This window comes from Acinetobacter sp. YH01006, from assembly GCF_013420445.1.
In the GTDB taxonomy this organism is placed as follows: domain Bacteria; phylum Pseudomonadota; class Gammaproteobacteria; order Pseudomonadales; family Moraxellaceae; genus Acinetobacter; species Acinetobacter pseudolwoffii.
Window position 1 is genome coordinate 1 of record NZ_VOYB01000022.1, and the last position, 23,198, is coordinate 23,198.

At 42.7% G+C, this 23,198-nt stretch carries 18 protein-coding genes and 1 pseudogene; 7 read left to right on the forward strand and 12 right to left on the reverse strand.

Features of this window, described 5'->3' with window-relative positions; genetic code table 11:
* Both FTT73_RS13790 and FTT73_RS13795 read left to right on the forward strand, forming a co-directional pair.
* The coding region (locus FTT73_RS13790) for a transposase (protein WP_180050720.1) at positions 1 to 114 on the forward strand (114 nt) is incomplete at its 5' end.
* 282 nt (positions 115 to 396) lie between these two features.
* Entirely contained in the window at positions 397 to 1,296 is a 900-nt protein-coding gene (locus tag FTT73_RS13795) for a LysR family transcriptional regulator (RefSeq protein ID WP_180191581.1), read from the forward strand.
* Between the two features lie 232 nt (positions 1,297 to 1,528).
* Here the strand turns inward: FTT73_RS13795 and map are convergent, their stop codons facing one another.
* Complete coding sequence (gene map / locus FTT73_RS13800; RefSeq protein WP_180191582.1) at positions 1,529 to 2,323, reverse strand: type I methionyl aminopeptidase; 795 nt, start codon at positions 2,321 to 2,323, stop codon at positions 1,529 to 1,531.
* Positions 2,324 to 2,673: 350 nt separating this feature from the next.
* Here map and brnQ point away from each other — a divergent pair, with 350 nt between their 5' ends.
* Together brnQ and FTT73_RS13810 are read left to right on the forward strand one after the other, a co-directional pair.
* Positions 2,674 to 3,960 carry a branched-chain amino acid transport system II carrier protein gene (gene brnQ / locus FTT73_RS13805; RefSeq protein WP_100355332.1) on the forward strand — a complete coding sequence of 429 codons (1,287 nt, stop codon included), beginning with the start codon at positions 2,674 to 2,676 and terminating at the stop codon, positions 3,958 to 3,960.
* 584 nt (positions 3,961 to 4,544) lie between these two features.
* Complete coding sequence (locus FTT73_RS13810) at positions 4,545 to 4,763, forward strand: hypothetical protein (RefSeq protein ID WP_005097112.1); 219 nt, start codon at positions 4,545 to 4,547, stop codon at positions 4,761 to 4,763.
* An 82-nt stretch (positions 4,764 to 4,845) separates the two neighbouring features.
* Here the strand turns inward: FTT73_RS13810 and FTT73_RS13815 are convergent, their stop codons facing one another.
* A complete protein-coding gene (locus FTT73_RS13815; protein ID WP_005097113.1) occupies positions 4,846 to 5,304 on the reverse strand; it encodes a hypothetical protein in 459 nt (152 codons plus the stop codon).
* A gap of 117 nt (positions 5,305 to 5,421) precedes the next feature.
* Here FTT73_RS13815 and FTT73_RS13820 point away from each other — a divergent pair, with 117 nt between their 5' ends.
* Positions 5,422 to 6,285 carry an alpha/beta fold hydrolase gene (locus FTT73_RS13820; RefSeq protein WP_100355333.1) on the forward strand — a complete coding sequence of 288 codons (864 nt, stop codon included), beginning with the start codon at positions 5,422 to 5,424 and terminating at the stop codon, positions 6,283 to 6,285.
* A gap of 152 nt (positions 6,286 to 6,437) precedes the next feature.
* Here the strand turns inward: FTT73_RS13820 and gltS are convergent, their stop codons facing one another.
* The 6 genes from gltS to FTT73_RS13850 form a co-directional block, all read right to left on the reverse strand.
* On the reverse strand, positions 6,438 to 7,661 hold the full coding sequence (gltS, locus tag FTT73_RS13825) for a sodium/glutamate symporter (RefSeq protein WP_100357037.1): 1,224 nt from the start codon (positions 7,659 to 7,661) through the stop codon (positions 6,438 to 6,440).
* A gap of 124 nt (positions 7,662 to 7,785) precedes the next feature.
* Positions 7,786 to 8,007, reverse strand: a complete 222-nt coding sequence (locus tag FTT73_RS13830; RefSeq protein ID WP_159138305.1) for a hypothetical protein — start codon at positions 8,005 to 8,007, stop codon at positions 7,786 to 7,788.
* 462 nt (positions 8,008 to 8,469) lie between these two features.
* On the reverse strand, positions 8,470 to 11,109 hold the full coding sequence (locus tag FTT73_RS13835) for a bifunctional aconitate hydratase 2/2-methylisocitrate dehydratase (protein ID WP_074383209.1): 2,640 nt from the start codon (positions 11,107 to 11,109) through the stop codon (positions 8,470 to 8,472).
* Between the two features lie 297 nt (positions 11,110 to 11,406).
* On the reverse strand, positions 11,407 to 11,676 hold the full coding sequence (locus tag FTT73_RS13840; protein ID WP_180191583.1) for a hypothetical protein: 270 nt from the start codon (positions 11,674 to 11,676) through the stop codon (positions 11,407 to 11,409).
* Between the two features lie 208 nt (positions 11,677 to 11,884).
* Positions 11,885 to 12,244 carry a hypothetical protein gene (locus tag FTT73_RS13845; RefSeq protein ID WP_004278748.1) on the reverse strand — a complete coding sequence of 120 codons (360 nt, stop codon included), beginning with the start codon at positions 12,242 to 12,244 and terminating at the stop codon, positions 11,885 to 11,887.
* 112 nt (positions 12,245 to 12,356) lie between these two features.
* Complete coding sequence (locus FTT73_RS13850; protein WP_005170565.1) at positions 12,357 to 12,791, reverse strand: I78 family peptidase inhibitor; 435 nt, start codon at positions 12,789 to 12,791, stop codon at positions 12,357 to 12,359.
* A 365-nt stretch (positions 12,792 to 13,156) separates the two neighbouring features.
* Between FTT73_RS13850 and xseA the strand changes: the two are divergent.
* Both xseA and xseB read left to right on the forward strand, forming a co-directional pair.
* Positions 13,157 to 14,427: pseudogene (gene xseA, locus FTT73_RS13855) on the forward strand (exodeoxyribonuclease VII large subunit).
* Entirely contained in the window at positions 14,417 to 14,611 is a 195-nt protein-coding gene (gene xseB / locus FTT73_RS13860; protein ID WP_180191584.1) for an exodeoxyribonuclease VII small subunit, read from the forward strand. Before xseA ends, xseB begins: the two are co-directional and overlap by 11 nt.
* A gap of 88 nt (positions 14,612 to 14,699) precedes the next feature.
* Here the strand turns inward: xseB and FTT73_RS13865 are convergent, their stop codons facing one another.
* The 4 genes from FTT73_RS13865 to FTT73_RS13880 form a co-directional block, all read right to left on the reverse strand.
* Positions 14,700 to 14,903: a hypothetical protein gene (locus tag FTT73_RS13865; RefSeq protein ID WP_005097198.1), complete on the reverse strand. Its 204-nt coding sequence runs from the start codon at positions 14,901 to 14,903 to the stop codon at positions 14,700 to 14,702.
* A 313-nt stretch (positions 14,904 to 15,216) separates the two neighbouring features.
* Positions 15,217 to 15,417, reverse strand: a complete 201-nt coding sequence (locus FTT73_RS13870; RefSeq protein ID WP_180191585.1) for a hypothetical protein — start codon at positions 15,415 to 15,417, stop codon at positions 15,217 to 15,219.
* 335 nt (positions 15,418 to 15,752) lie between these two features.
* Positions 15,753 to 20,276 (reverse strand): translocation/assembly module TamB domain-containing protein, encoded by a 4,524-nt coding sequence (locus FTT73_RS13875; RefSeq protein WP_180191586.1) that lies wholly within the window; start codon positions 20,274 to 20,276, stop codon positions 15,753 to 15,755.
* Between the two features lie 36 nt (positions 20,277 to 20,312).
* Positions 20,313 to 23,069 carry an autotransporter assembly complex family protein gene (locus FTT73_RS13880; RefSeq protein WP_074383215.1) on the reverse strand — a complete coding sequence of 919 codons (2,757 nt, stop codon included), beginning with the start codon at positions 23,067 to 23,069 and terminating at the stop codon, positions 20,313 to 20,315.
* Positions 23,070 to 23,198 lie beyond the last annotated feature (129 nt).

Consider the following 23,198-nt stretch of genomic DNA (forward strand, 5'->3'; position numbering starts at 1 on the left):
AACTTTTTTGCCAAGCTCAAGCAGTATCGTGCTATTGCCACACGCTATGATAAATTGGCTCAAAACTTCTTATCAGCGATCTACCTGGCTTCAACAATCATTTGGCTTAATTGATGACACGCCCTAGCATAATTATTCAAACTGATTGAACTTTACATCGACGACTAATACGAAACTTATTTATTATCTAAGCTTATATATTGAATGGCAATTTTTTTAATGAATCACCACTTAGCTGTGGTGTAATGAGATTACAGACATTATAAATAAGCGCCTATGTATCACATTATCGAGTGTGTTGGCTTTTAAATTTTAGTAACTTCAATATTTTTTTAATTGACAGAACGCAACAATCAATTTTTAATCAGCAGATTGTTGCATAAATGGAATTTTGGAATGCTGACTGATCTTGATGATTTTTACTGCTTTGCACAGGTGGTGGAACATGGCGGCTTTAGCGCAGCTGAACGTGCAACAGACATCCCTAAATCCAAGCTTAGCCGTCGTGTCCATAACTTGGAAGAACGTCTAGGTGTCCGCCTGATTCAACGCAGCTCGCGTCATTTTGCGGTTACCGATATTGGCATGAACGTTTACCGCCATGCACAGGTCATGTTAAATGCAGCACAGGCAGCACATGATCTGGTCGATCATCTTAGTACCGAACCGCGTGGAACCATTAAAGTCAGTTTACCAGTGTCTATTGCCCAGAATGAACTGGCAAAAATTCTGCCAGATTTTTTGAAAAAATATCCTGAAATTAAAGTTCAGATGATGATCACCAATCGCCGGGTCGATATTATCAATGAAGGCTTTGATCTTGCCTTACGTGTTCGTTCCAGCCTGGATGATGACCCAAATCTGGTGATTCGCCAGTTTGAAAAAATTGAGCAGCACTTATTCGCAAGTCAAGGTTACTTAAATGAATTTGGTGAACTGAAAACCCCTGAGCAACTGGCTGAGCATAAAATCCTGAGTATGGCTGAAGACCATACCGAACAGTTTCTGACCTTACAAAATGAACAGCAGGAACAGAAAAAAATCCGTGTCAGTCCAACGGTCATGGGGTCTGATTTAAATATGCTGGCACAACTGGCCGCGTCAGGCTCAGGCATCACTTTGTTACCAGATAACGTGGTCGAGCAGTACGTGGCAAGTGGTGAACTGGTTCGAGTGCTTCCTGACTGGAAAGCACCGCATGGTATTTTTCATGCGGTTTATCCCTCACGTCGCGGTCTGCTGCCTGCAGTCCGGGTATTTATTGACTATCTGGTCGCAGAATTAAACCATAGCTAATAAAAATATGGACAAAAAAATAGCTCATTCTTGGGGAAAAATGAGCTAGAGAAACAGGTCACTACAGCACAGTGAATAAAAAAGAAAACTTTGTAACTGATTCTCAGTCTAACCAGACTTCTATTTTCAAACCATTGTTTTGCTGTAGTGTTTTGTATATTTTTGTCAGCAAAAACGATGAACGTGTAAATTTGGCAAGTCAAAAGTTTTTAACAGAAATCCCGTCAAAATTTTAAATTTCCGGATAATCACCCGTGCCTTCAGGCCATGGAGAGAGTAATTCAAATCCGGTTTCGGTCACATAAACCATATGTTCCCATTGTGCAGACCACGATTTATCCGTGGTAACCACAGTCCAGCCATCTTTTAGTTCTTTGACACGAGCTTTACCCATATTTACCATCGGCTCAATGGTAAAGACCATACCCGGCACCAGCTTGATGCCTTGACCCGGCTGTCCATAATGCAGAATATTCGGTTGTTCGTGATAAACCTTGCCGATGCCATGACCGCAATACTCACGCACAATCGAATAGCCTTCACGCTGTGCAACGGTTTGAATTGCATAACCAATATCGCCTAAGGTAGCTCCCGGCTTCACTGCATGAATCCCGGCCAGCATCGCTGCATAGGTGGTATTGACCAGACGTCTGGCTTCTGGAGATGGCGTTCCCACATAATACATCCGGCTGGTATCACCGAAATAACCATCTTTGATGATCGCCACATCAATATTGATAATATCACCATCCTGCAACACGGTTTTTGAGGATGGAATACCGTGACAGACTACTTCATTCGGCGAAATGCAGGTGGTCTTGGTATAACCATAATAGCCAATATTGGCCGGTGTTACTTTTAGAGTATTGATAATAAAATCATGACAGAGATCATCCAGATATTCGGTCGTGACACCTGGCTTGACATGCTCCCCGATCATCGCTAAAACTTCTGCGGCCAAACGCCCAGATATCCGCAGTTTTTCAACATCTTGCTCAGTTTTAAGACTTATCGCTAGAGCTCGCATATACCTATCCTCACTATGAATCCCTGAATTATAATCCCTTTTTTGCGAAATATGTCGCAGTTGTTGAGTTTCGGCACAGCAATTTTCCTTGAAATAGGACTTTTCACTGCTGCTTATTTGTACAAACAATAACTGACATATTTTGATATCAAGTGCAGATATTTTTTGAGCTTATAAGGAAAAATATATTTTTAAGCGAATTATCAAACATATATTTCTACCAAGATTTGAATGACCGGTTATGTGATCCGCAAACTCACTAGAATCAAGGCTTCCAGCCTTAAAATAAACTCCAAAAAATTGGACATATACACTAAAATCGCTTTCTTTTGGTCGATTGATCTCCCTTTATGACAAGTCTGCGTACCCGGGATATTGTCGCCCTAGGTTTTATGACCTTTGCACTGTTTATTGGTGCGGGCAACATTATCTTCCCCCCGATTGTGGCTCAACAAGCTGGTGAACATGTATGGCTCGCTGCTTTAGGTTTCCTTATTACTGCAGTCGGCTTACCTGTAATTACCATTATTGCGTTGTCGCGCGTTGAAGGCTCCATTCAGGCACTCAGTTCCCCACTTGGTAAAGCAGCCAGTATTTTACTGACTGTGGTGTGTTACTTAGCTGTTGGCCCTTTATTTGCAACACCGCGTACTGCAACCGTTTCTTATGAAATTGGTTTTTCTTCTTACTTTGGTGATGAATCGAGCAGCCTGCTCATGTACAGCATCATCTATTTTTCTATAGTCACTGTGGTGTCTTTATATCCAAACAAGATTCTGGATACAGTTGGCTATTTCCTGTCACCGCTTAAAATTATTTCTTTGATCATTTTGGGTGTGGCAGCCGTAATGATTCCTGCCAGCAATCCACCGGCAGCGATCAATAATTACGTTACCAGTCCGGTGACTGAAGGCATCGTCAATGGTTATTTGACCATGGACACTTTAGGTGCTTTGGTTTTCGGGATCGTGATTGTGAAAGCGATTACTTCACGTGGTGTAACCGATAAAAAACTGATTACCAAATATGCGGTGAATGCCGGCATTATTTCCGGTATTGGTTTAACACTGGTGTATTTAAGTCTGTTTAAACTCGGACTCGGTAGCCACGAAATTGCACCGAATGCAGCCAATGGTGCCATTATCCTGCATGCCTATGTACAACATGCCTTTGGTGATATGGGTGCTTATTTCCTGTCTGGCATGATTTTTATTGCCTGTATGGTGACTGCGATTGGCCTGACCTGCGCCTGTGCCGAATATTTCTCCAGTTTGACTAAAATTCCATACAAGATTTTTGTATTTATTCTGGTCGGTTTCTCACTGATTATTTCAAATCTGGGTTTAACCAAACTGATTGCCGTTTCGGTGCCCGTATTGAGCGCGATTTATCCACCTGCAATTAATGTGATTTTATTGAGCTTCTGCGCTAGCTTCTTCAAAAAACCGTCTCATGTGATTGCACCAGTGACGCTAGTGGCATTTATCTTCGGTATTTTTGATGGAATAAAAGTTGCTGGTTTTGAATTGCCTGCCGTACTACAAAATTTGCCGCTCTCAGAACAGAATCTGGCCTGGTTTATTCCATCCATGATTGTATTGCTAATTGCAGCTGTGATTGACCGTATTAGAAACTAATCTTTCTAGGCTGTCTGATAAAGATCGTATTTTTACCCAAAATCCGGTTTTAGCGTGATCAATAATTGTCAGGTTTTACCCAAACGGACTTTTATTGTTTCTTACAGACAATATCAAATCATCGCTGTGTGTCTATTTACTCGTGCTTTTTCCAGAAAGTGTGATTCATAATTAGGCTCGAATGATCCTATTTTTAATATAAATATAAATAATTTTTTGAATTTTAGCTTTTAGATACATGTTGTTGCTGACTTAAACCATCTTGCCCCCTGACTTATACACAGTCTTACATTCTATTGATTAACACTACATATCTTTGGCGTAGAATTTGCATTTTCTATCTGCTCACATCAAACAATTGCTAGCTATTGTTTTCATGACGATATGGAGGTGTAATCTGAATATATAATGCTTTACTAATCAATTGATTATGTATTTTTACGACTAAAGAAGGCCATTTTGACCCTGAAAGTGCAGCCCGATGGTTGCAAAGGCTGATATTAAACAGTACAACTGTATGTTCAATTCTGACTAACTTAATCTGCTTTAGTCTTCAATAACATAAATAAATGGGAGGGATGGAGATGTTATCATTACATTTCAACAAGCAAGTCTTCATTGACGCTCTTAAAGCCAACGACACCAATCTGGTGACATTTATATGCACCACTTTTGCACTTATGCTGACTTTAACCGTCCATTGCTTAATTCAAGGTAATTTAAAACTTGAATACTTTGGTTATGCGCTGATCGTCTCAGCTGCTTTCTTCCTATGGGCTGCCATAGACCAGAAATACCGATAATCAAATTTTAAATTAGCCCAGATGGATGATGTGGCCAGTCATCCATCTGGTAAAAAAACCAAAATATTACTTTTAAGAATAATTAAAATAGCCCACCAAATGCGCCATAGAGTAAAATCCCCGTTCCTCCAAGTTCTGCAATAATTAATCCCAGCATTGCCAAGCTCATCAGACTGCCAGGTAGATGAAACCGACCCAGTTGATGCGGTTGCTTAAACTGATTGGTGGTATCTTGCAGGAAACCATGCAGCATATAAGCTGCAATCGAAAAACTAAAAAATACGATATTCACCAGTACGCAGATCAAATTCATGGCACTGGATAAATCGGAATAATATGCCAGAACTGCCAGAATTAGCGTCGCTGGTGCATATAGCAGACTGCTACGATGGGCAATATCGACATAATAATGTGCGCGTGACTGTGGTGATTGACGGATCTGCCAATACTTCCAGACCCCGGTAAACATCCCAATCCACAAGAATATTCCACTAAAAATAATGGCGATTTTAACGGCCAGTGCAAGTTCCATTGATAGCATAAGCTCATTCCATATCTATTATTTTACTGACTTTTAAGTCATGCTTTGCGCAAGCATCCCTTCAAAAACTGTATAAAGTTAAAGCTTCATCAGGAAGCTAAAATCATAGTGTATCGTATGTCTGAATTTGAAACATTAACTCTACAGTGCCAGGATGGCTATCACTTAAGTGCACGCTTTTATGCGGCTTCTTCAGAATCTGAAAAACGTCCGGTATTGGTCTGTCCTGCCACAGGTATTACCCAACAGTTTTATCATCATTTCTGCATCTGGTTGCAAGCTCAGGGCTATGCGGTACTGGTCTTTGACTTTCGGGGAATTGGTGAGTCACTCGCAGGCCCTTTAAAACAGTCCAAAGCCAGCATTGTGCAATGGGGTCAACTGGATATTCCCGCCGCGATTGATGCTTTATTAGCACGTACTCATGCAGAAAAAGTGATTTTGCTGGGGCATAGTGCTGGTGGTCAGCTTCTGGGGATCGTACCGAATTATGACAAAGTTGCAAAAGTGGTGGCTGTTGCTGGCTCAACCGGACATGTCAAAGGACTTAAAGGTAAAACCAAACTGCTGGCGCCGGTCATGTTCAATCTCATTTTCCCACTGGCCCGTATGAGCAAAGGATATGCTCCAACTCAAGCGATTGGCATGGGCGAAAATCTGCCTAAAGATGTGGCGCGTGAATGGGCACAGTTCTGTAGCAAACCGGGCTATGTCATGAATGCAATGGGTAAAACCCTATTACCACGCTCAGATTTTCATGCTCAAATCACCTGCCCGATTATTTCGATCTGGTCATCGGATGATGAAATTGCAACAGAAGCAAATGTAAAAGATTTACTGCGTTTATACCCCAATGCAGACACTCAGATGATTGAGCTTCAACCTAAAAGATATGCGCATAAAGCCATTGGCCATATGCTGATGTTTAAAAAATCACATCAAAACTTATGGCCGGTGATTGAACAACAATTGACGGTTTAAATCAGATTTAGATGGTTATTTGCAAGCTGCTATGTTCTAATACACTCAGTTTGAGATGAGCCTCTTACAGTATATGGGCTTGACCTATATACGACTAGCCCCTAACCATGGGGCTTTTTATTGCATGTATGATTTTAAAAACGTATTAACATTTAGCCGAAAAATGCAATGATGCTTTGGATCACCACAGCATTCACAATATCAATAAAAAATGCACCACACAGCGGTACAATTAAAAAAGCTTTATGTGATGGACCATAGCTATTGGTCACCGCCTGAATATTGGCAATCGCTGTCGGTGTTGCCCCCATACCAAAACCACAATGCCCTGCCACTAATACTGCTGCATCGTAATTTTTGCCCATGATTCTAAAGGTCACAATTGCGGTAAATAAAATCAATACCGCTGTCTGCGCCAATAAAATGGTAATGAGCGGACCTGCCAAATCGGCCAGTAACCAGAGTTGCAGTGATAGTAAAGCCATAGATAAATACAGGGATAAAGACGCATTGCCAAATACATCGATTGCACGGTCGAAGATATCGACTTTCAGCACATGCTCCAAGACATTACGCACAATCACACCTGTGCCTAAAGCCCATACAAAAGTGGGCAATTCAAACCATCTTCCCTGGCTGAAGTCTGTCATCTGATTGGCGACAAAAATACACAGGGCAAACATCCCCAAAGTCGACACGGCATTACTGGATGTAATCAATCGGGTTTTCTTTGGATACTCAAAGGGTGCGGTGTTAATGTGCGATTCGAGCTGTTGTTCATTGGTCTCTTGTGCTACCGTATCAGCCAGTTGGTTGCGTTTAATCAGGAACTTGGCAACTGGACCGCCTACAAGTCCACCAATAATCAAGCCAAATGTGGCACTTGCCATACCGAGAACAACTGCTCCCTGGATTCCATATTGAGTCTCCAGAACCTCGCCCCAGGCACCGGCGGTACCATGACCACCCGTTAAGGTGACAGAACCAACAATCAACCCGATCAATGGGTCAAGTCCAAGCACTGTGGCTAAACTCATACCAACCGCATTTTGCACGACTACAAATAAAATGACACAGACCAGAAAGATCAGGAGCGATTTTCCGCCTTCTTTCAGTTTCAAAAAGTCTGCACTTAAGCCAACAGAAGTAAAGAACATCAGCATCAGGATGGTTTGAATCTGTGCGTCAAATGTGGCACTGATATTAAACAATTTATAGAAAATAAAGGCCGTAATCGCTGCGACTAAACCACCGATTACAGGTTCAGGTAAGTTATAGTTCCTAAAGAAGCTAATTTTACTAACAAGATACCGCCCAATAAAAAGAAAAAAAACAGCAATTACTAGAGTGCCAAAGGCATCTATTTCATAAGTCATAACATTCCCTATTGGCTTTATTTTCATACAGTTTTGGGAAAGAGAGATGAAAAATCAATCACAGAAATGTAATGCAAGTTATTGTTTCTAATAATTGTTTAATTTATAGCCTGAATAGACGCAATTAACGTGATGGAATATCATAAACCCAGTTGCGCGCTTGCTGATCTGTGGTGCTTTCACAGACGTAATAATCATGATTCCAAGCATCTGGATGTAAAATTTCTTTCTTCACATAAGTGACTTTCTTTGAGTTTTCGACACACTCAAAGCTATCACCTTGGTCTTTGACTTGAGTTCCATTAAGGAAACCACCAATACAGAGGAATCGGGATTGTTTAGGCATGTTTTAGGTCAACTTGCTAAATCATTTTTCAATGTGGGGATTAAACGATTTATTGGATAAAGTGTAAAGCATTACCAATAAAAGTTTTTCAATATTGGACATACTCAAAAATTTAATTCTGAAGTTGTGAAAAGATACAGAATTTCATGCTGCAAAATTTAAATTAGATGTCAACTCCCACCCTTTCTGTGTCAATTCAAATATTTCCCCCTTATTACCAATATCACGTATTAATTTTTTATTTATTAATGACTCTAAGGCCTCATCATATTTAAAAAATTCTCTATTATTTTCCATACCTAATTTTTGAGTTCTAATTTTAATTTCTTATTTTCATAAAAAAAATAAGGGCTGAAAAATCAGCCCTTATTTTATACCGCTTATTACTTAATTAACAAAGCAAATCATAGATTTGCTCTTGCGCTAGGGAAAAGCCTTTCGGCTTTTCTTAATCCTAGCTCATTAAGTCAATTGAGCAGCAGCAATTTTCTTCGTATCAACATTCGCAGCAGCGTTAGTATATTCGCTCATCTTGTCGAAGCTTAAGTATTGATAGATGTCAGCTGACATACTGTCAATTTGAGCTGCATATTGTTGGTATTCTTCTGGAGTTGGTAATTTACCCAATACAGCAGCAACAGATGCAAGTTCAGCAGAAGCCAAGTAAACGTTAGCCCCCTGACCTAAACGGTTCGGGAAGTTACGTGTAGACGTCGATACACAAGTTGTGTTCGGAGCTACACGTGCCTGGTTACCCATACATAATGAACAACCTGGCATTTCAGTACGCGCGCCAGCTTTACCATAAATATTATAGAAACCTTCTTCCATCAACTGATGTTCGTCCATACGCGTTGGCGGAGCAATCCACAAACGAGTTGACAATGCACCACCTGGAACTTTCTCTAACAATTTACCAGTCGCACGGAAGTGACCAATGTTTGTCATACAAGAACCAACGAATACTTCGTCAATTTTCACGCCTTGAACGTCAGAAAGAAGTTTTGCATCATCTGGATCGTTCGGGCAGCAAAGAACAGGTTCTTTAATGTCAGCTAGATCGATTTCATACACTTTCGTGTATTCAGCATCCGCATCCGCTTTAAGCAGTGATGGATTCGCTAACCATTTTTCCATGTTCTCAACACGACGAGCCATTGTACGCGCATCGCCATAACCTTCAGAAATCATCCACTTAAGCATAGTGATGTTTGAACGAAGGTATTCAGCAACTTTCTCTTCAGAAAGCGTGATCGAACAACCAGCAGCTGAACGTTCAGCAGAAGCATCAGACAATTCGAATGCTTGCTCAACAGTCAGGTCAGTTTCCATTTCTGTCAAATCGATCTCAAGGATACGACCAGAGAAGATGTTTTTCTTACCTTTCTTCTCTACAGTTAAGTCACCCGCTTGAATTGCGTAGTAAGGAATTGCATGTACCAGGTCACGTAGTGTGATACCAGGCTGCATTTTACCTTTGAACTTCACAAGTACAGATTCAGGCATATCAAGTGGCATAACACCAGTTGCTGCAGCAAAAGCTACTAGACCAGAACCCGCCGGGAACGAAATACCGATTGGGAAACGAGTATGCGAGTCACCACCAGTACCCACAGTATCCGGAAGAAGCATACGGTTTAACCAAGAGTGGATAATACCGTCACCTGGACGTAAAGACACACCACCACGGTTCATGATGAAATCAGGAAGCGAGTGTTGCATTTGAACGTCAACTGGCTTTGGATACGCAGCGGTATGACAGAAAGATTGCATAACAAGGTCAGCAGAGAAACCTAGGCAAGCCAAGTCTTTCAATTCGTCACGCGTCATTGGACCTGTTGTATCTTGCGAACCAACTGTGGTCATCTTAGGTTCACAGTAAGTACCTGGAAGTACACCTTGACCTTCAGGAAGACCACAAGCGCGACCAACCATTTTCTGTGCTTGAGTGAAGCCTTTGCCAGTTGCAGCAGGTTGAACCGGAGTACGGAACAATGTAGATACTGGAAGACCTAAAGCTTCACGAGCCTTAGTGGTCAAACCACGACCAACGATCAGGTTAATACGACCGCCCGCACGAACTTCGTCTAGAAGTACAGGTGTTTTAAGATCAGCTTCAGCAATTACAGCACCGTCTTTAGATGCAGAAACTTTCGCAGCAGCGTGATCGATTTTAAGAACGATTTCATCGCCCATGTTCATGTTGCCAACATCGATCTCGATCGGTAATGCACCCGCATCTTCCATCGTGTTGAAGAAAATTGGCGCAATTTTAGAACCTAGGCAGTAACCACCGTCTTTTTTGTTCGGGATGTGAGCAATGTCATCACCAAAGAACCAAAGCACAGAGTTGGTTGCAGATTTACGAGATGAACCTGTACCAACAACGTCACCTACGTAAGCAACTTGGTTGCCTTTCGCGATCAATTCTTTGATTTGGTTTAATGGACCAACTTCACCAGGAACTTCCGGGTTGATTCCGTCACGTACGTTTTTCAACATTGCATTTGCGTGCAATGGAATGTCCGGGCGGCTCCAAGCGTCTTGTGCAGGTGACAAGTCATCAGTGTTGGTTTCGCCAGTGACTTTGAAAACTGTCAGTTTGATTTCTTCAGGAACGTCTGGACGTGAAGTAAACCATTCAGCATCAGCCCAAGACTGCATAACAGCTTGTGCATTTGCGTTACCCGCTTTTGCTTTATCAGCGACATCGTGGAATGCATCAAATACAAGAAGCGTTTTCTTAAGCGCTTCAGCAGCAAGCTCAGAAAGTTCAGCGTTGTCTAAAAGTTCAACTAAAGGCGCTACGTTATAACCACCAAGCATAGTACCTAGCAAGTAAACCGCACGTTCTTTAGAAATAAGTGGAGAGGTTGCTTCGCCTTTTGCCAATGCAGCCAGGAACGCAGCTTTTACATATGCAGCTTGGTCAACACCTGCTGGTACACGGTTTTCAAGCAAATCTACCAAGTATGCTTCTTCACCAGCTGGCGGGTTAACTAGTAGTTCAACTAATGCAGCGGTTTGGGCATCGTCAAGTGGCTTCGGTGGGACTCCGAGTGCGGCACGTTCTTCAACGTGTTGGCGGTAAGCTTCTAGCACAGTGTTATTCCTCTTTTTTAAAAAATTACTTATGAATTCCTGCTTATTCCAAGCTTCACAAATAATATGGACTCCGAAATTTTACTAAATTTCCAGTTAAAAGTTAATGCAACTCAAGTGTTTCTTTGTGATGCTCGTTATTTTATAACTAAATGATGCTCTTAATGATTATTCAATAATCACTTTTAGATCAGATCTCAAGAAACAAGCCTATGAGCAGGCCCTTTTAACTGAATTTAATGCATAAAAAAGGCAACCATGATGTTGCCTGATTTGAAGTTAAAAAGATACTCCACCTTAGTGTACAGTGGTCGAGTTTAAATATTGCTGATATGAATCCCGGCAGCCTTTGAATTTCACCACGCATTCATCTTCACACATCGTGCTGTGATTATTGCTGGCAAAGGAAATATCCACCTGATACAGCTTTTTTTCTTGTTCTAGCACCTTCTTTAAAAATACTTTGTCGCCTACGCTCAGGACATAGCGACTACCAGCAATAATGACTACACCATGTTCATCTTCTAAGAGCAGATCAGAATGATGCAAATATCTGACGACTTCCATATTGCGCTCCTCCTCGGTTAGTTGGAGTTAAATTCATTATTCAATATAAAGATAAGTATTTCTATATTTTAGATTTAGAAATTGTCACAAAGTGTACATTTTGCTTAGGCTATTTTATTATTCAGTCTTTTGAAGATGCGTATGTTTAAATACATTTAATGGGAAATATGGGTTGGATAATTTTATCCAGATATAAAAAAACCGTTCCTTAGAACGGTTTGTAATCTGGTAATTCATCATGCGGTGTCGCAATACACTTTGCAGTAAATTCAGCACGGACTTTTTCACGTGCTGCTTTTACATCACCCTTAATCTCTTCGGCTGGAATTGCATAGACTTCATCAATAATATTCAGGATAAAACCTTTAGTGGTTTCGTCGTCGATCTTGTTGGCATGCTCGATTGCTTTTTCTTTCTCAATCGCATTCTGACGATCCAGCATAATGGTACGCGCCGCATTACCGACGCTTCGACAATAACCTTGCCACTGCTCTTCAGGGGTTAAGGGTTTCTTCTCGGCACAACCGGCCAGCGCCAGCATAAACGATAAAGCCAATAACTTTTTCATGAATTTCTCCTTCCGAGGGGCAATATAAAAGATCGGGGAAGATTTGTCATTTCAAAATGCGAGTTGTATGGAATTAAAAAAGCCCACTCATGGGCTTTTGTTTTTTAAATGATTAACCGCATGAAGCCTGAAGAATTTTTTTGCTGGCAGGATCTACAGTTACTGTCACACGCTCTTCACGATAATCCATGGTGACTGCTTGGCCCGGCTCGACCATACGTACAATCTGCGCCTGGGTTTTCTGTTTGATTTGCGCTTCAGTCAGGTTGGACTGACCAACCAATGTCATCGCCTGATCGGCAATACATTTAGGCTGGTTCATATGCAGCAACTCCCATTCTTCTACCACCTGTCCATTCTTTAAATGACAATATCCAACCTGGCCATTACTTTCATTACGTATTTCAAGCTTGCCACCCTGATTGACACAATAAGTGCTCGCCGGATTTGGCATACCTATTTTAGGCGCTTCCGTTTCTGATTGTGGTGTAGTGGTACAGGCGCTTAAAGCAACCGCCAGCAAACCGAACAGCATTGTTTTTTTCATGAGCGTGTATTCTTCTTCAATAATTCTGCACTAATTTAGCATATTTCCATACCTTTTCTAGGCACAAGTCTGTGTACATTGTTAATCAAACACCTTCAATAAAGTTTAAGAATAAAAGTATTGCTAAATTCAGTATTGCTAAATTCAGTATTGCTATCTTGCCAACTATTTGATTGCTGAAGCTAGAGATGCGTGGAATCTGTTTAAATTGAGACGAATACTAATTTAGCGTTCTCAATTAAGTAATTCTTCATTCCATTATCAACACAATGTCATTACATAAAGTTTAAATAACTGCATTTTTAGATTTGTGATCTTTGCCAGATTGATTTACTATTTGATTGAATTTTAAACTTTCTACTGGCATGACAGACGATCTCCAACTCTCCCTCAAGGAATATCTTGCGACAGTTCAGGAAGTGGTCAAACTCACTTTCGATACGCCGGTATGGGTCAAAGCTGAGATTCGTAACCTTAGTATCAAAGCAGGTCATTATTATCTGGAACTGGCAGAAAAAGAGGCTGATAGCGATCAGGTCATTGCCAGTTGCCGAGCCACCATCTGGAAATTTAGCGCCCAGAAAATTGTCACTCAATTTGAACGTGAAAGCGGGATTGAATTAAGTCGTGATCTCAAAGTTCTGATTAAAGTCAAAGCCAATTTTGATCCACAATATGGTTTTTCTTTAAATATCGTTGAGATTGACTCGGGTTATACCTTGGGTGATATTGCCCGGCGTTATCAGCAGATTATTGACAGGCTAAGCACTGAAGGGCTGACTCAGCGTAATAAAACCTGCCCAGTCCTTTTGATTTGAACCGGATTCTGGTGATTGCTCCCGAAAACGCAGCAGGTCTCGGAGATTTCAGAAAAGATGCCGATGCACTACATCGTGCGCAAGTTTGCGAGTTTATCTATCACACTGCGACTTTTCAGGGAAATTCTGCCCCGCAAAGCATTATGCAGAGTCTGGCACAAGCACTGAAACAATGGGCGCAAACCTATGACACTGCGCCAGATTTGATCGTCATTATTCGGGGTGGCGGAGCAGTCAATGATCTGGCTTATTTAAATGATTATGATCTGGCTGCCCTGCTCTGTAAACGCTCGGTTCCGATTTGGGTGGGCATCGGACATGAAAAAGACCGCACCATTCTGGATGAGATTGCGCATCGCTCCTTTGATACTCCGAGTAAAGTCATCGCCGGAATTCGCAATCATATAGTCGAACTCACACAAGATGTCTTGAATTATTTACAGCGGATTCAGCGTTTATCTCAACAGCAAATTCAGGCCTACCAAAATCAGAATGATCAATTCTTAAAACTCATTCAAAGTCTGGCCAACAGCCAGATTATGGATGCCCTGCAACGTCTGCAACAGATCAAGGCCAATACCTCCAGTCTGGCTCAGCAACATACCCAACTAATCAATCAGCAGCTAGATGCCCTGATGCGGGAAACGCTATTGCAAAATCCACGACATGTTTTATCGAAAGGTTATGCCATCGTACGTCAGCAAGAACATGTGGTGGGTTCTATCAACCAGATTCAGCCCAGCGATCCGGTTCAGGTAGAACTGCAGGATGGCATTTTTTCAGCACAACTTATACAGGTACTTCCCCATGACTCATGATACTTTAAGCTTCCAGCAAGGCTATGACATCCTGAAAAAGAATGCAGAATTGCTCGAATCTCAGCAAGAACCGGACATTGATAATCTGATGAAAATCGTGGAAGAATCCATGAGCGCCTATAAAGCCTGTAAGGCACGTATTGAAGCGGTGCAAAGCGCACTAAATGACACATTTAAAGATTAGTGATTGAGTGCCTCTAGTTGAGTAGCTTAGGCTATTTAAGCATCTTTATGTCATAAAAAACCCTCAAAAAATGAGGGCTTTTTTCAATTTAATTTACGCTATGAATATCCAGTTCCTCATTGCTTGCCAATACGACAGAGGCTAAAATTGGCACCCCCAGAATAAAGGGTACAGCGAAGATCCATAAAACCACAGTCACTTCTGGATCAAAGAAAAATTGAATCGAAAGCGCAGTCAAAATAAGTACAGCGAATAGAATCATTGCAAAACGGATTATAAATTTAGTCGCCATGCGAACATACTCTGATGAGTGAAATTGTACTTTCAATATACACCTAATTTTATTAAGGCTTTATTGATTTTCAATTTATTATGATCTGATTTGATTGATTTTTTATATTTTAGCGCTGATTTATTGCTTCATTCATTTTTCTTAAGGATGTAACAGAAACATAATTTCAGCCATATTTCACAACTTTTTTGCAGCCCATTACGCTTAAATTCTGATATTCATTGCTTCTACAGGTGTATACCCAAAGCACTGTACTTCATGACAAAGAAAATCACGAACATAAAAAGCCCAATATTGAATTGGGCTTTTTTCTTTACTCTTCAACTTCTATGGGATCACCATCTTCAGGGCGAATATGCCGCGTGCCATCATCTGCAGGATCAACACTTGAACCATCTTTGGTAATCGTGTTGTACAGCTCATCCTCTTTCTTATCATCGATAAACTCTTCATCTTCGAAATCTTGAGGCTCATTGTCATCATCGAAGTTTAACGGCTTTTCTTCATCTATCATGGCGATCCATCACTTTTATAACCCAGAAAATATCATGCTCAAACATTTGATCGTTTCATTCAAGGGTCAAGCATGATCATTTGTGTAACCGGGTCTATATTGCGGTTTTCAAGCCAGATACATATCAATAGATACTAGCGTTCTTTGATAAGTCATTTTTTAATCATTATAAATAAAATACCCTCATCCTCTTGCGAAGCAGTGCTTCTCATCCCAGAAGGATGAGGGTATTTTCAGCATCTATTTAAATATGAATAAATTGAACATTTTTTGATCAATTAAAGATATCTAATGAAATCTAGCAATCATTTAAAAATATTTATCTGTCCTTATGATTAGAAACGCCAGTTATAGAACAAGTCAATTGCACGTTCTAAGGACTGACTCGCTTCCAAGTAAAGACGCTGATTCACCTGATAACGTAAAGTCAGCTTGTTCACCGGGGTAAACACCCCAACACCATAACGAAGATATAAATCAGGGGTAATATAGCCGGTCACCGACACCTGGGTATCATCTCCTGTCCCTTGTGCATCTAATGCCAAACCACTCAAGCCAAACGTACGTCCAATCTGGTTGGTGAGCGCACGGGTTCCACCCAGGCCCAGACTGATACCTGCTGCGGCAATGGTATTATTCACATCAGATCTGAATCCTTCAGCCTGACTTAAACCGGATGCACCTTCGTTGATACGACCAGTAATCAAGGCATTTAAAGCTTCCTGCTCTGACAAGCCAGCATCATTATAAATCTGAATATTTGGACTTGAAGCAGTGCCCGTCACCCGTACCCCGACCGTACTTCCCTGAACCGACTTATTGGCATCAACATCCAGCGTCGGATTGGTCAACTCACCATTAAAACGGGCAATGGCACGGTTCAGATCCAGACTCTGACCATAAGCTTCGATTTTCACCCGCTGTGATACCCCGATCGCACCATTGGCACGCATCGCAGTTTCCAGACCCCGCTGTGACAGATTGACCCGGCCCAATAGCGGAATACGGCTATCAAAGCCCTGAAATATCACTTGATTACCCAGAGAAACCGCCACATCAGCCCGAATATCCCAAGGACGGGCAGATTTGAGAATAGCCAGCTGGTCATCACCTTCACGCACGACACGTACATCTGAAGAAAGTCCAACCACAGGTTCTGAGGCTTCAGGCATAGAAATTAGTGCACGTGGCACATCAACCGTACCACTTAGACTCAGCTTTTTATTGAATGGATACATGTCCAAAGTTAAATCGGGCGTAACCACGGCAGTAATTAAAGGTGCCTGACGAATCAGCAGATTTTCACCTTGCAGTTTTAACTGCACTCGCGGATCACCTTTCCAGTCGACTGAACCGGTCAATTTACCCACGCCACGACCACTGTTAAATGCACCATTAATACTGGCAGAATTCTGACGTATCGATGAATACAACTGCACATTGGTCAGATTCACCGGCAAGGAGATCATGCTGATCGAAGCATCTTTGACTCGAACCTCACCTTCCAGCAAAGGATCAGTTAAGGTTCCACTCACTTTTCCGGCATAGGACAAGGTGCCATCCAGATTACGGATGTCCTGAATAAAGGGTTTAAAGACTTTAAGCTGCACCTGATTAAAGGCAATTTCGCCACGCATCGGTTTACTGTCCCGATATGGATCAATAATGACATTGGCATACCCTGTCCCGATATCCGGAGTTTTTACATCCAGTCGAACTTGTAAGCCTTCTGCGACACTTTTTGCCACCAGACCCACTTCATCATATTTTAGGGTAGAACCTAAATAATCCGGGTCTTCCGAAGATAAGCCGACCACACCACTTCGGGTGACCAGACGCGCATCGATTTTTGGTTTAGCACCTTGCGCCCAGGCTGCCTTGGCATAACCGTTCACTTTACCGGTCAATGCCAGCCCTTCAGGCAGGAATGCACTGAAATCATCCAGATCCAGGTTTTGGGTCACAAAGGATACGCTGCCACGGGTTTTATTGACCCGAATCGGTTGATCAAAACACAACTGGCTTTGCTGACTCATCCAGCAATGTGCACCGACAAACAGATCAGACTGGGCCGCATTATAAATCACTGCCGCATTTTGACGCTGTACTAAATGAGCACGCAAAGAGTCAAAATCACCTTTTTGAATCTGACCCAGCCAGTTATTTTGTGCATTAAAGCCACCGGCCAGCTGCACAAAGAATTTTGACAGTTTATTTTCTGCCTGAACTTTAAGGATATGCGCCGCACGAGTACCGGCAAGTGATATTTCCCCGCGTACAATTTCCCGTGAACCGCTACGCAAGCGATCCATTGTGGCAGTTAATAAGGTTGCTGTGGTCTGCGAGGTCGGCAACTGCCCGCGGACACGAATTTTTTGCACACTCATCAGGTTTTTAAAGGCAAAATTATCAATCGAAAGATTTGCCGAAGCCTGCAAACGTGGCTGCGCCTGCATATTGATATAGCCCTGCGCACGACCTCTTAAGCCCGGATATAACTCATACAATGCTGGTGCGTTGACTTTGAGTTGCAGATTCTGCGCATTGCCGGTGGCCTGAATCTGGTTGCTGGCATAAGACAGGAACAGGTTATTGGCTTCAAACTGCTCTGGAACAAAACCACGCTGATTTGAATTAATAATGACTGATAAATTACCTGTGCCTCGTACCGGCTTGTTATTTAACATACCGGCCAGATTCAAACGCTGGATCTGAATGCGTTTTAAGGCATCTGACCAAACCCCTTGGGTTTTTACATTGCCCGACAACTCGCCTTTCAGGTTGGCATTAAAATATTGCGGCTTAAAGCGGATTAATGAAGCGTTAATATCCCAGTCAATACCATTTGCCAGATTCACCAGACCATTGGCATTAATCTTGCCAGCGATACCATCATGACGCAATTCATTGACTCTCAATACTTCTGGTGTACCTGAAACACGCAGTTTCAGGATTCCCTGACTGGCTTGCAACTGACTGGCATTTAAAGCCCCATCATAATTGACTGCATAGCCTCTAAAACCACCGCCGGCTTTTTCATTATGGAATAATAAAGCAATGGTACTGTTACCGGTCAGACGTACTGTTTCGTTCTGTTCTGCCAGGCGCCCAGTCAGGTCTACATTAGACAGTTTAATAATCTGCTGATTGGGTTGTGCATAGCCATTGGCCTTGATCTGGCCATTTAAACGGTCTATCGGTGAAGCCGCAGCCAGACTTCGGGTATTTAAGTCCTTGGCGTTTAATAATGCAGTCCATTTCAACTGGCGTTTTTCTTGTGGCAGTTCAATTCGCGCATGACCGCTTAAGCTACCTGCCTGTGCATTGGCGCTATAATTGAAGCTCGGCACATTTAGAATATTATTTTTCAGATCCAGTTTGGCCTGATACATGCCTGCTGGCAGAAGACCTTGTTCGTGCTGTTCGACTTTGGTTGCCACATGAATATTCTGCTGGCCTTCGACCAGTGCCAGTTTCACATCGCCAGACTGACTGCTGAGCCAGCCGACATAGGGTACGGCGCGGTCGATATTTTGCCAGGCAACATCCAGAAGAATCGGTTGTGCTTTATTGTCTTTAACCGGATTCTGATCCAGTTTGATATTCCAAGTTTCATAACGGTCAAAATCTACCAGCGCCGTCAGATGCAGGCCATTTTCCAGATTGCCTTTTGAGGCAATATTGCCATCCAGGCTTGGTGGTAAAAAGTCTTGTACGACTTGCGGGATACGTTCATGCTTAGGATCAATTCCGTTTAATCGTCCGTTCAGATCCCAGCTTACCTGTTCGTTCCAGCCCACTGTCCCGGCAAGGCTAACCGCACCTTTCATCAGCTGGCCATTCAGATCGGTAATGTTGAGCTGATTGACCAGATCGGTATACATCACCGCGTTATACTGGCCTTGTGGAATATTTTCACCGCTCAGGTCGGTACGGACGTTCAAGTCCAGACGATCGATATCTCCATTGAACTCGGCAATCCCGTCTTTCGTAAACAGTTTCTGCTCAGTCAGAATCGGCCAGTTATAATCTTTAAATTTTAACTCGCCACGCATCGGCACCTGGGGCCGCATTGGATGTACGATGGCCCAACCGGTTAATAAATCAGGTGTATTGGTCGCTACGCCTGCCTGAATCGTATCCAGCGTGCCACGCGCCCGAACCTGAATATCATGAATATTCAAGCTGTCTCTTAAAGAAGGCAGATTGACGATTGCGCGGGCATCCAGTGGATATTTGCCTTCAAACTGCATTTTACCCGTCGCTTCACGCACCGAGAGATAACCCATATCCATGCGGGAATCTTCAAAGTTTAATTCGGTACCAGACCAGAGCGCATCATTTAATTCGATATTATAAAAATCAACTGCCGTGGTTTGGGTTTTAATCACCAGATGATCAAGGAGCAGATGATCGACGCGCAGCACAAAAGGCAAACGGATGGCATTGAACTTGAAAGGTTCGCTGCTAGACGGAGTTTTATTAATAATTTGCAGGTTACGGACATCTGCTTCATTCAGATGAATTTCTTTTTTGATGATCGCCCGCCAGCCCAGTTTTACATCAGCACGATCAATTTTGACATCGACCGGTTTCAGGCTGACCAGCACATTTTTAAGAATAATTCCACGCCATAAATTTCCGCCTTCATATTCATAATGAATAATTTGCTGGCGTTGTAATACCTGATCTAGCAGGAACTTACTGCCCTGATTGGTCGAAAACAGCAGCGCCAGCACAGAGAGCAGGAAAATGAGTGAGAAAAGTACCGACAACAGGATACTTCTCAATATACGGCGCTTTTTCGGCACAACGCTATCTTGTGGTTGTTGTTCTGGCTGTGGTTGGTTCTCGACCATGATGTACCCAAATAACTATTTTTAAAAAATGATGTTTTATAACTGCGAACCAATAAAGAAATGCAGACGAATTGGGTGATTGTCATCAGACAATCCAGTCGCCACATCGATACGAATCGGTCCAATCGGTGAGGCCCAACGTATCCCCACACCCGCACCATATTCGGTCGGATTACTGAACTCTTTATTATAAGCATTTCCGGCATCTGCAAAAACCGCAGCACGCCAGCCTTCCCTAAACTGATAGTTATACTCTAAGGAAGCAACCCCTAAGGCCTGACCACCGACTTTAAAGCCTTCAATTTCCGGAGAAAGACTCTTGTAATCAAAACCACGAATGCTCTGGTCACCACCGGTGAAATATCTCAGGTTATACGGCACTTTGGCAAAATCTTCAGTGAAGATATAACCGGCATCGGCACGTCCAACAAACTGATGATCTGCATTTTCACCCAATGAATAGATAAAACGCCAGCCTGCATTTACAATCGCCATATCTGCATCAGACAATAACGCCTCACTACCCAGCTCGACTTTGTAGGTCTGCTTGAAACCCTTGGTCGGATTGACCCGACGATCGGTATCGGTACGTGAAACTTCATAACCGACCAGTAACGACTGCTGTTCATCTTCGGTATTAAAGCGAAACGCTTCCGGAATCTGGTTAAAATCAACAGAACCATTCTGCTTCAAGCGATCCAGACGGTAACGCGCTCCAAAAGTACGCTGCCAGTTACCCAGCGGGTTTTTAATAATCCGGTCTACACCCAGCACTGCCGATTCAATTTGCAGACCTTCACCTTGAGCCACGCCATCACGTTCTTCGCGCTCATAACCACCGACAATACTGACATAATCATTCAGCGGATGGTGATAAGGAATGTTATAACGACCATCGATGGACTGCCGGATACCGGACAACTCGAGGTTGGCATCAAAAGAATGTCCGCGCTTATTTACAATGGCGCGGCGGTACTGACCACGTAGACGGATATTGGTATCTGTTCCATAACCCAGACCCAGTTCAGCACTGTTTAAACGGTCTGCATTTAAAGTCACAATCACTGGAACTTTCTTCTCTTCCCGCGCTTGTGCCTTTAAACGCTCCTGCTCATTTTCTTTGGTCTGCTGCTCGACCCGCAAGCTTCTTAAATTTGGATTTTCCTGATCGCGGCTACCGGCAAACTGGTCTTCATCGACGACATTTTGAGTGACTTCTTTAGCAGATGCCACTGAGCGATCAGGCTGTGTCGCAGTCGCCTGATCTTCAGAAAGTTTCTGTTCTTCTATCAGGCTTTGAATATCCGGTGCCAGCTCCAGCTCCCTGTCAACCGGATCAGGGCGAATTGCGTCCACCAGGGTATAGTTAAAATAGCGCGAGTTGGTCAGGTTATTGGCCAGGCTATTCACTCGCCAGAAGGTATAGTCTGCACCATCTTTCCAGGTGACCAGACTTTCGAGTACATCACGATCCAGCGGAAATTCCTTTTCAGGATCACTCATTCTAAACTCGACATTGCCCAGCTTGTAACGCTCGCCTGTCTCGAAACGTAGATTTACATCGGCCGTATTTTGTGGCTGTGCAATCTTGACATCATGCAAGCGCCAGTATGAATCAAAATAACCGTTGTTATTGGCGGCAGTATTAATCCGTTGTTTGGTCTGTTCATAATTGCCGTGATTGAAAATATCGCCCTCTTCCTGCTCAGGCAAAAGACTGATGACCTGGAATTGCGGCTGTTCCGCACCCGCTCCGCTAAATTCCAGATTTTGTGTAGTGATCAGCACAGGTTCATTCGGGGTGACAAAAACCCGAACGCGACTATCAGAGATTTTTTCAAACCTGAACTGGGCATTGTAATAACCGACTGCCTGTGCCGCCTGTCGGGACAAGGTTCGCAGTTGTGGCAAAGCGGAATTAAAGTCGCCAAAAGACTCCTGGGTAAAACTGGACAGTTTGGCTTTGACATTATTTCTTAAATTCAGATAGCCTTCAGGCTCAGCTCTACGATTCAGCATACCATTGCTTTGCGCAATACCTTCGCCGTTCATAATCACCACATCCGCACTAATTCGCGGAACTCTCGCGGTCATGATCTGACGTGGCGGACGGATTTTATAAAATAGTCGTTTAAAAATATTGGGACGTTTCTCATCTTCAGCAACAAGTGGCCCCGTTACTTCTGGCAAAGTCATGCCGGCTTCATTATTTTGTACAATAATCTGGCTGTCTGCCTGAATCGATTGCATCAACTGGTCGACATTTACAGGTGCCTGATTGATTTCAAGTAACTCTTGCTGACTGATATCTGCTACGACTGTTTCAGCGGTCTGGGTATTGCGATAATTTTGTGCTTCCTGCTTGGCTTGCTCGGCCTCACGATAAATTTCATTCGCCATGTTCTGGTCAATGGACTGGATCGGCAGCTCTTCCAGATCATCGAACTGGATCGGTGTAAATACGTCCAGACCGGAGCCTGCATTTTGCTGTTGTTCCAGCATCAACATGCTGTCGACAGATGCTTCCGGCTGTATCGCTTCTTCAATTTTTTCGGTGGCTTCATTTTCAGATGTGACCAGTCCCTGTCGCATCGCCTCTTTGGACAGTTCATCTACCATTTCTGCCTGAGAAATGGCCACAGGTGTTTCAGGCTGTTCGGTTTGTGCCATGCTCTGATGGGATAACATCATAAAAAAAATGCTCATACACAGCTGTGCCCCACTCTGAAGTGGTATAAGCGACCCCATACTGCGATGAAGCATCGTTTTTTTAAATTTTTTCTTTGCAGGCATGGCAAACTCGAAACGAATACATTCTTTAATTGATTATTTGACCGAAAAATATAAGCTAAAGAGCTTAATTGATTGGTTTTTACCTTTACATGGCTGAAAGTATCTTACATGATTTTTCTCAATGTTTAC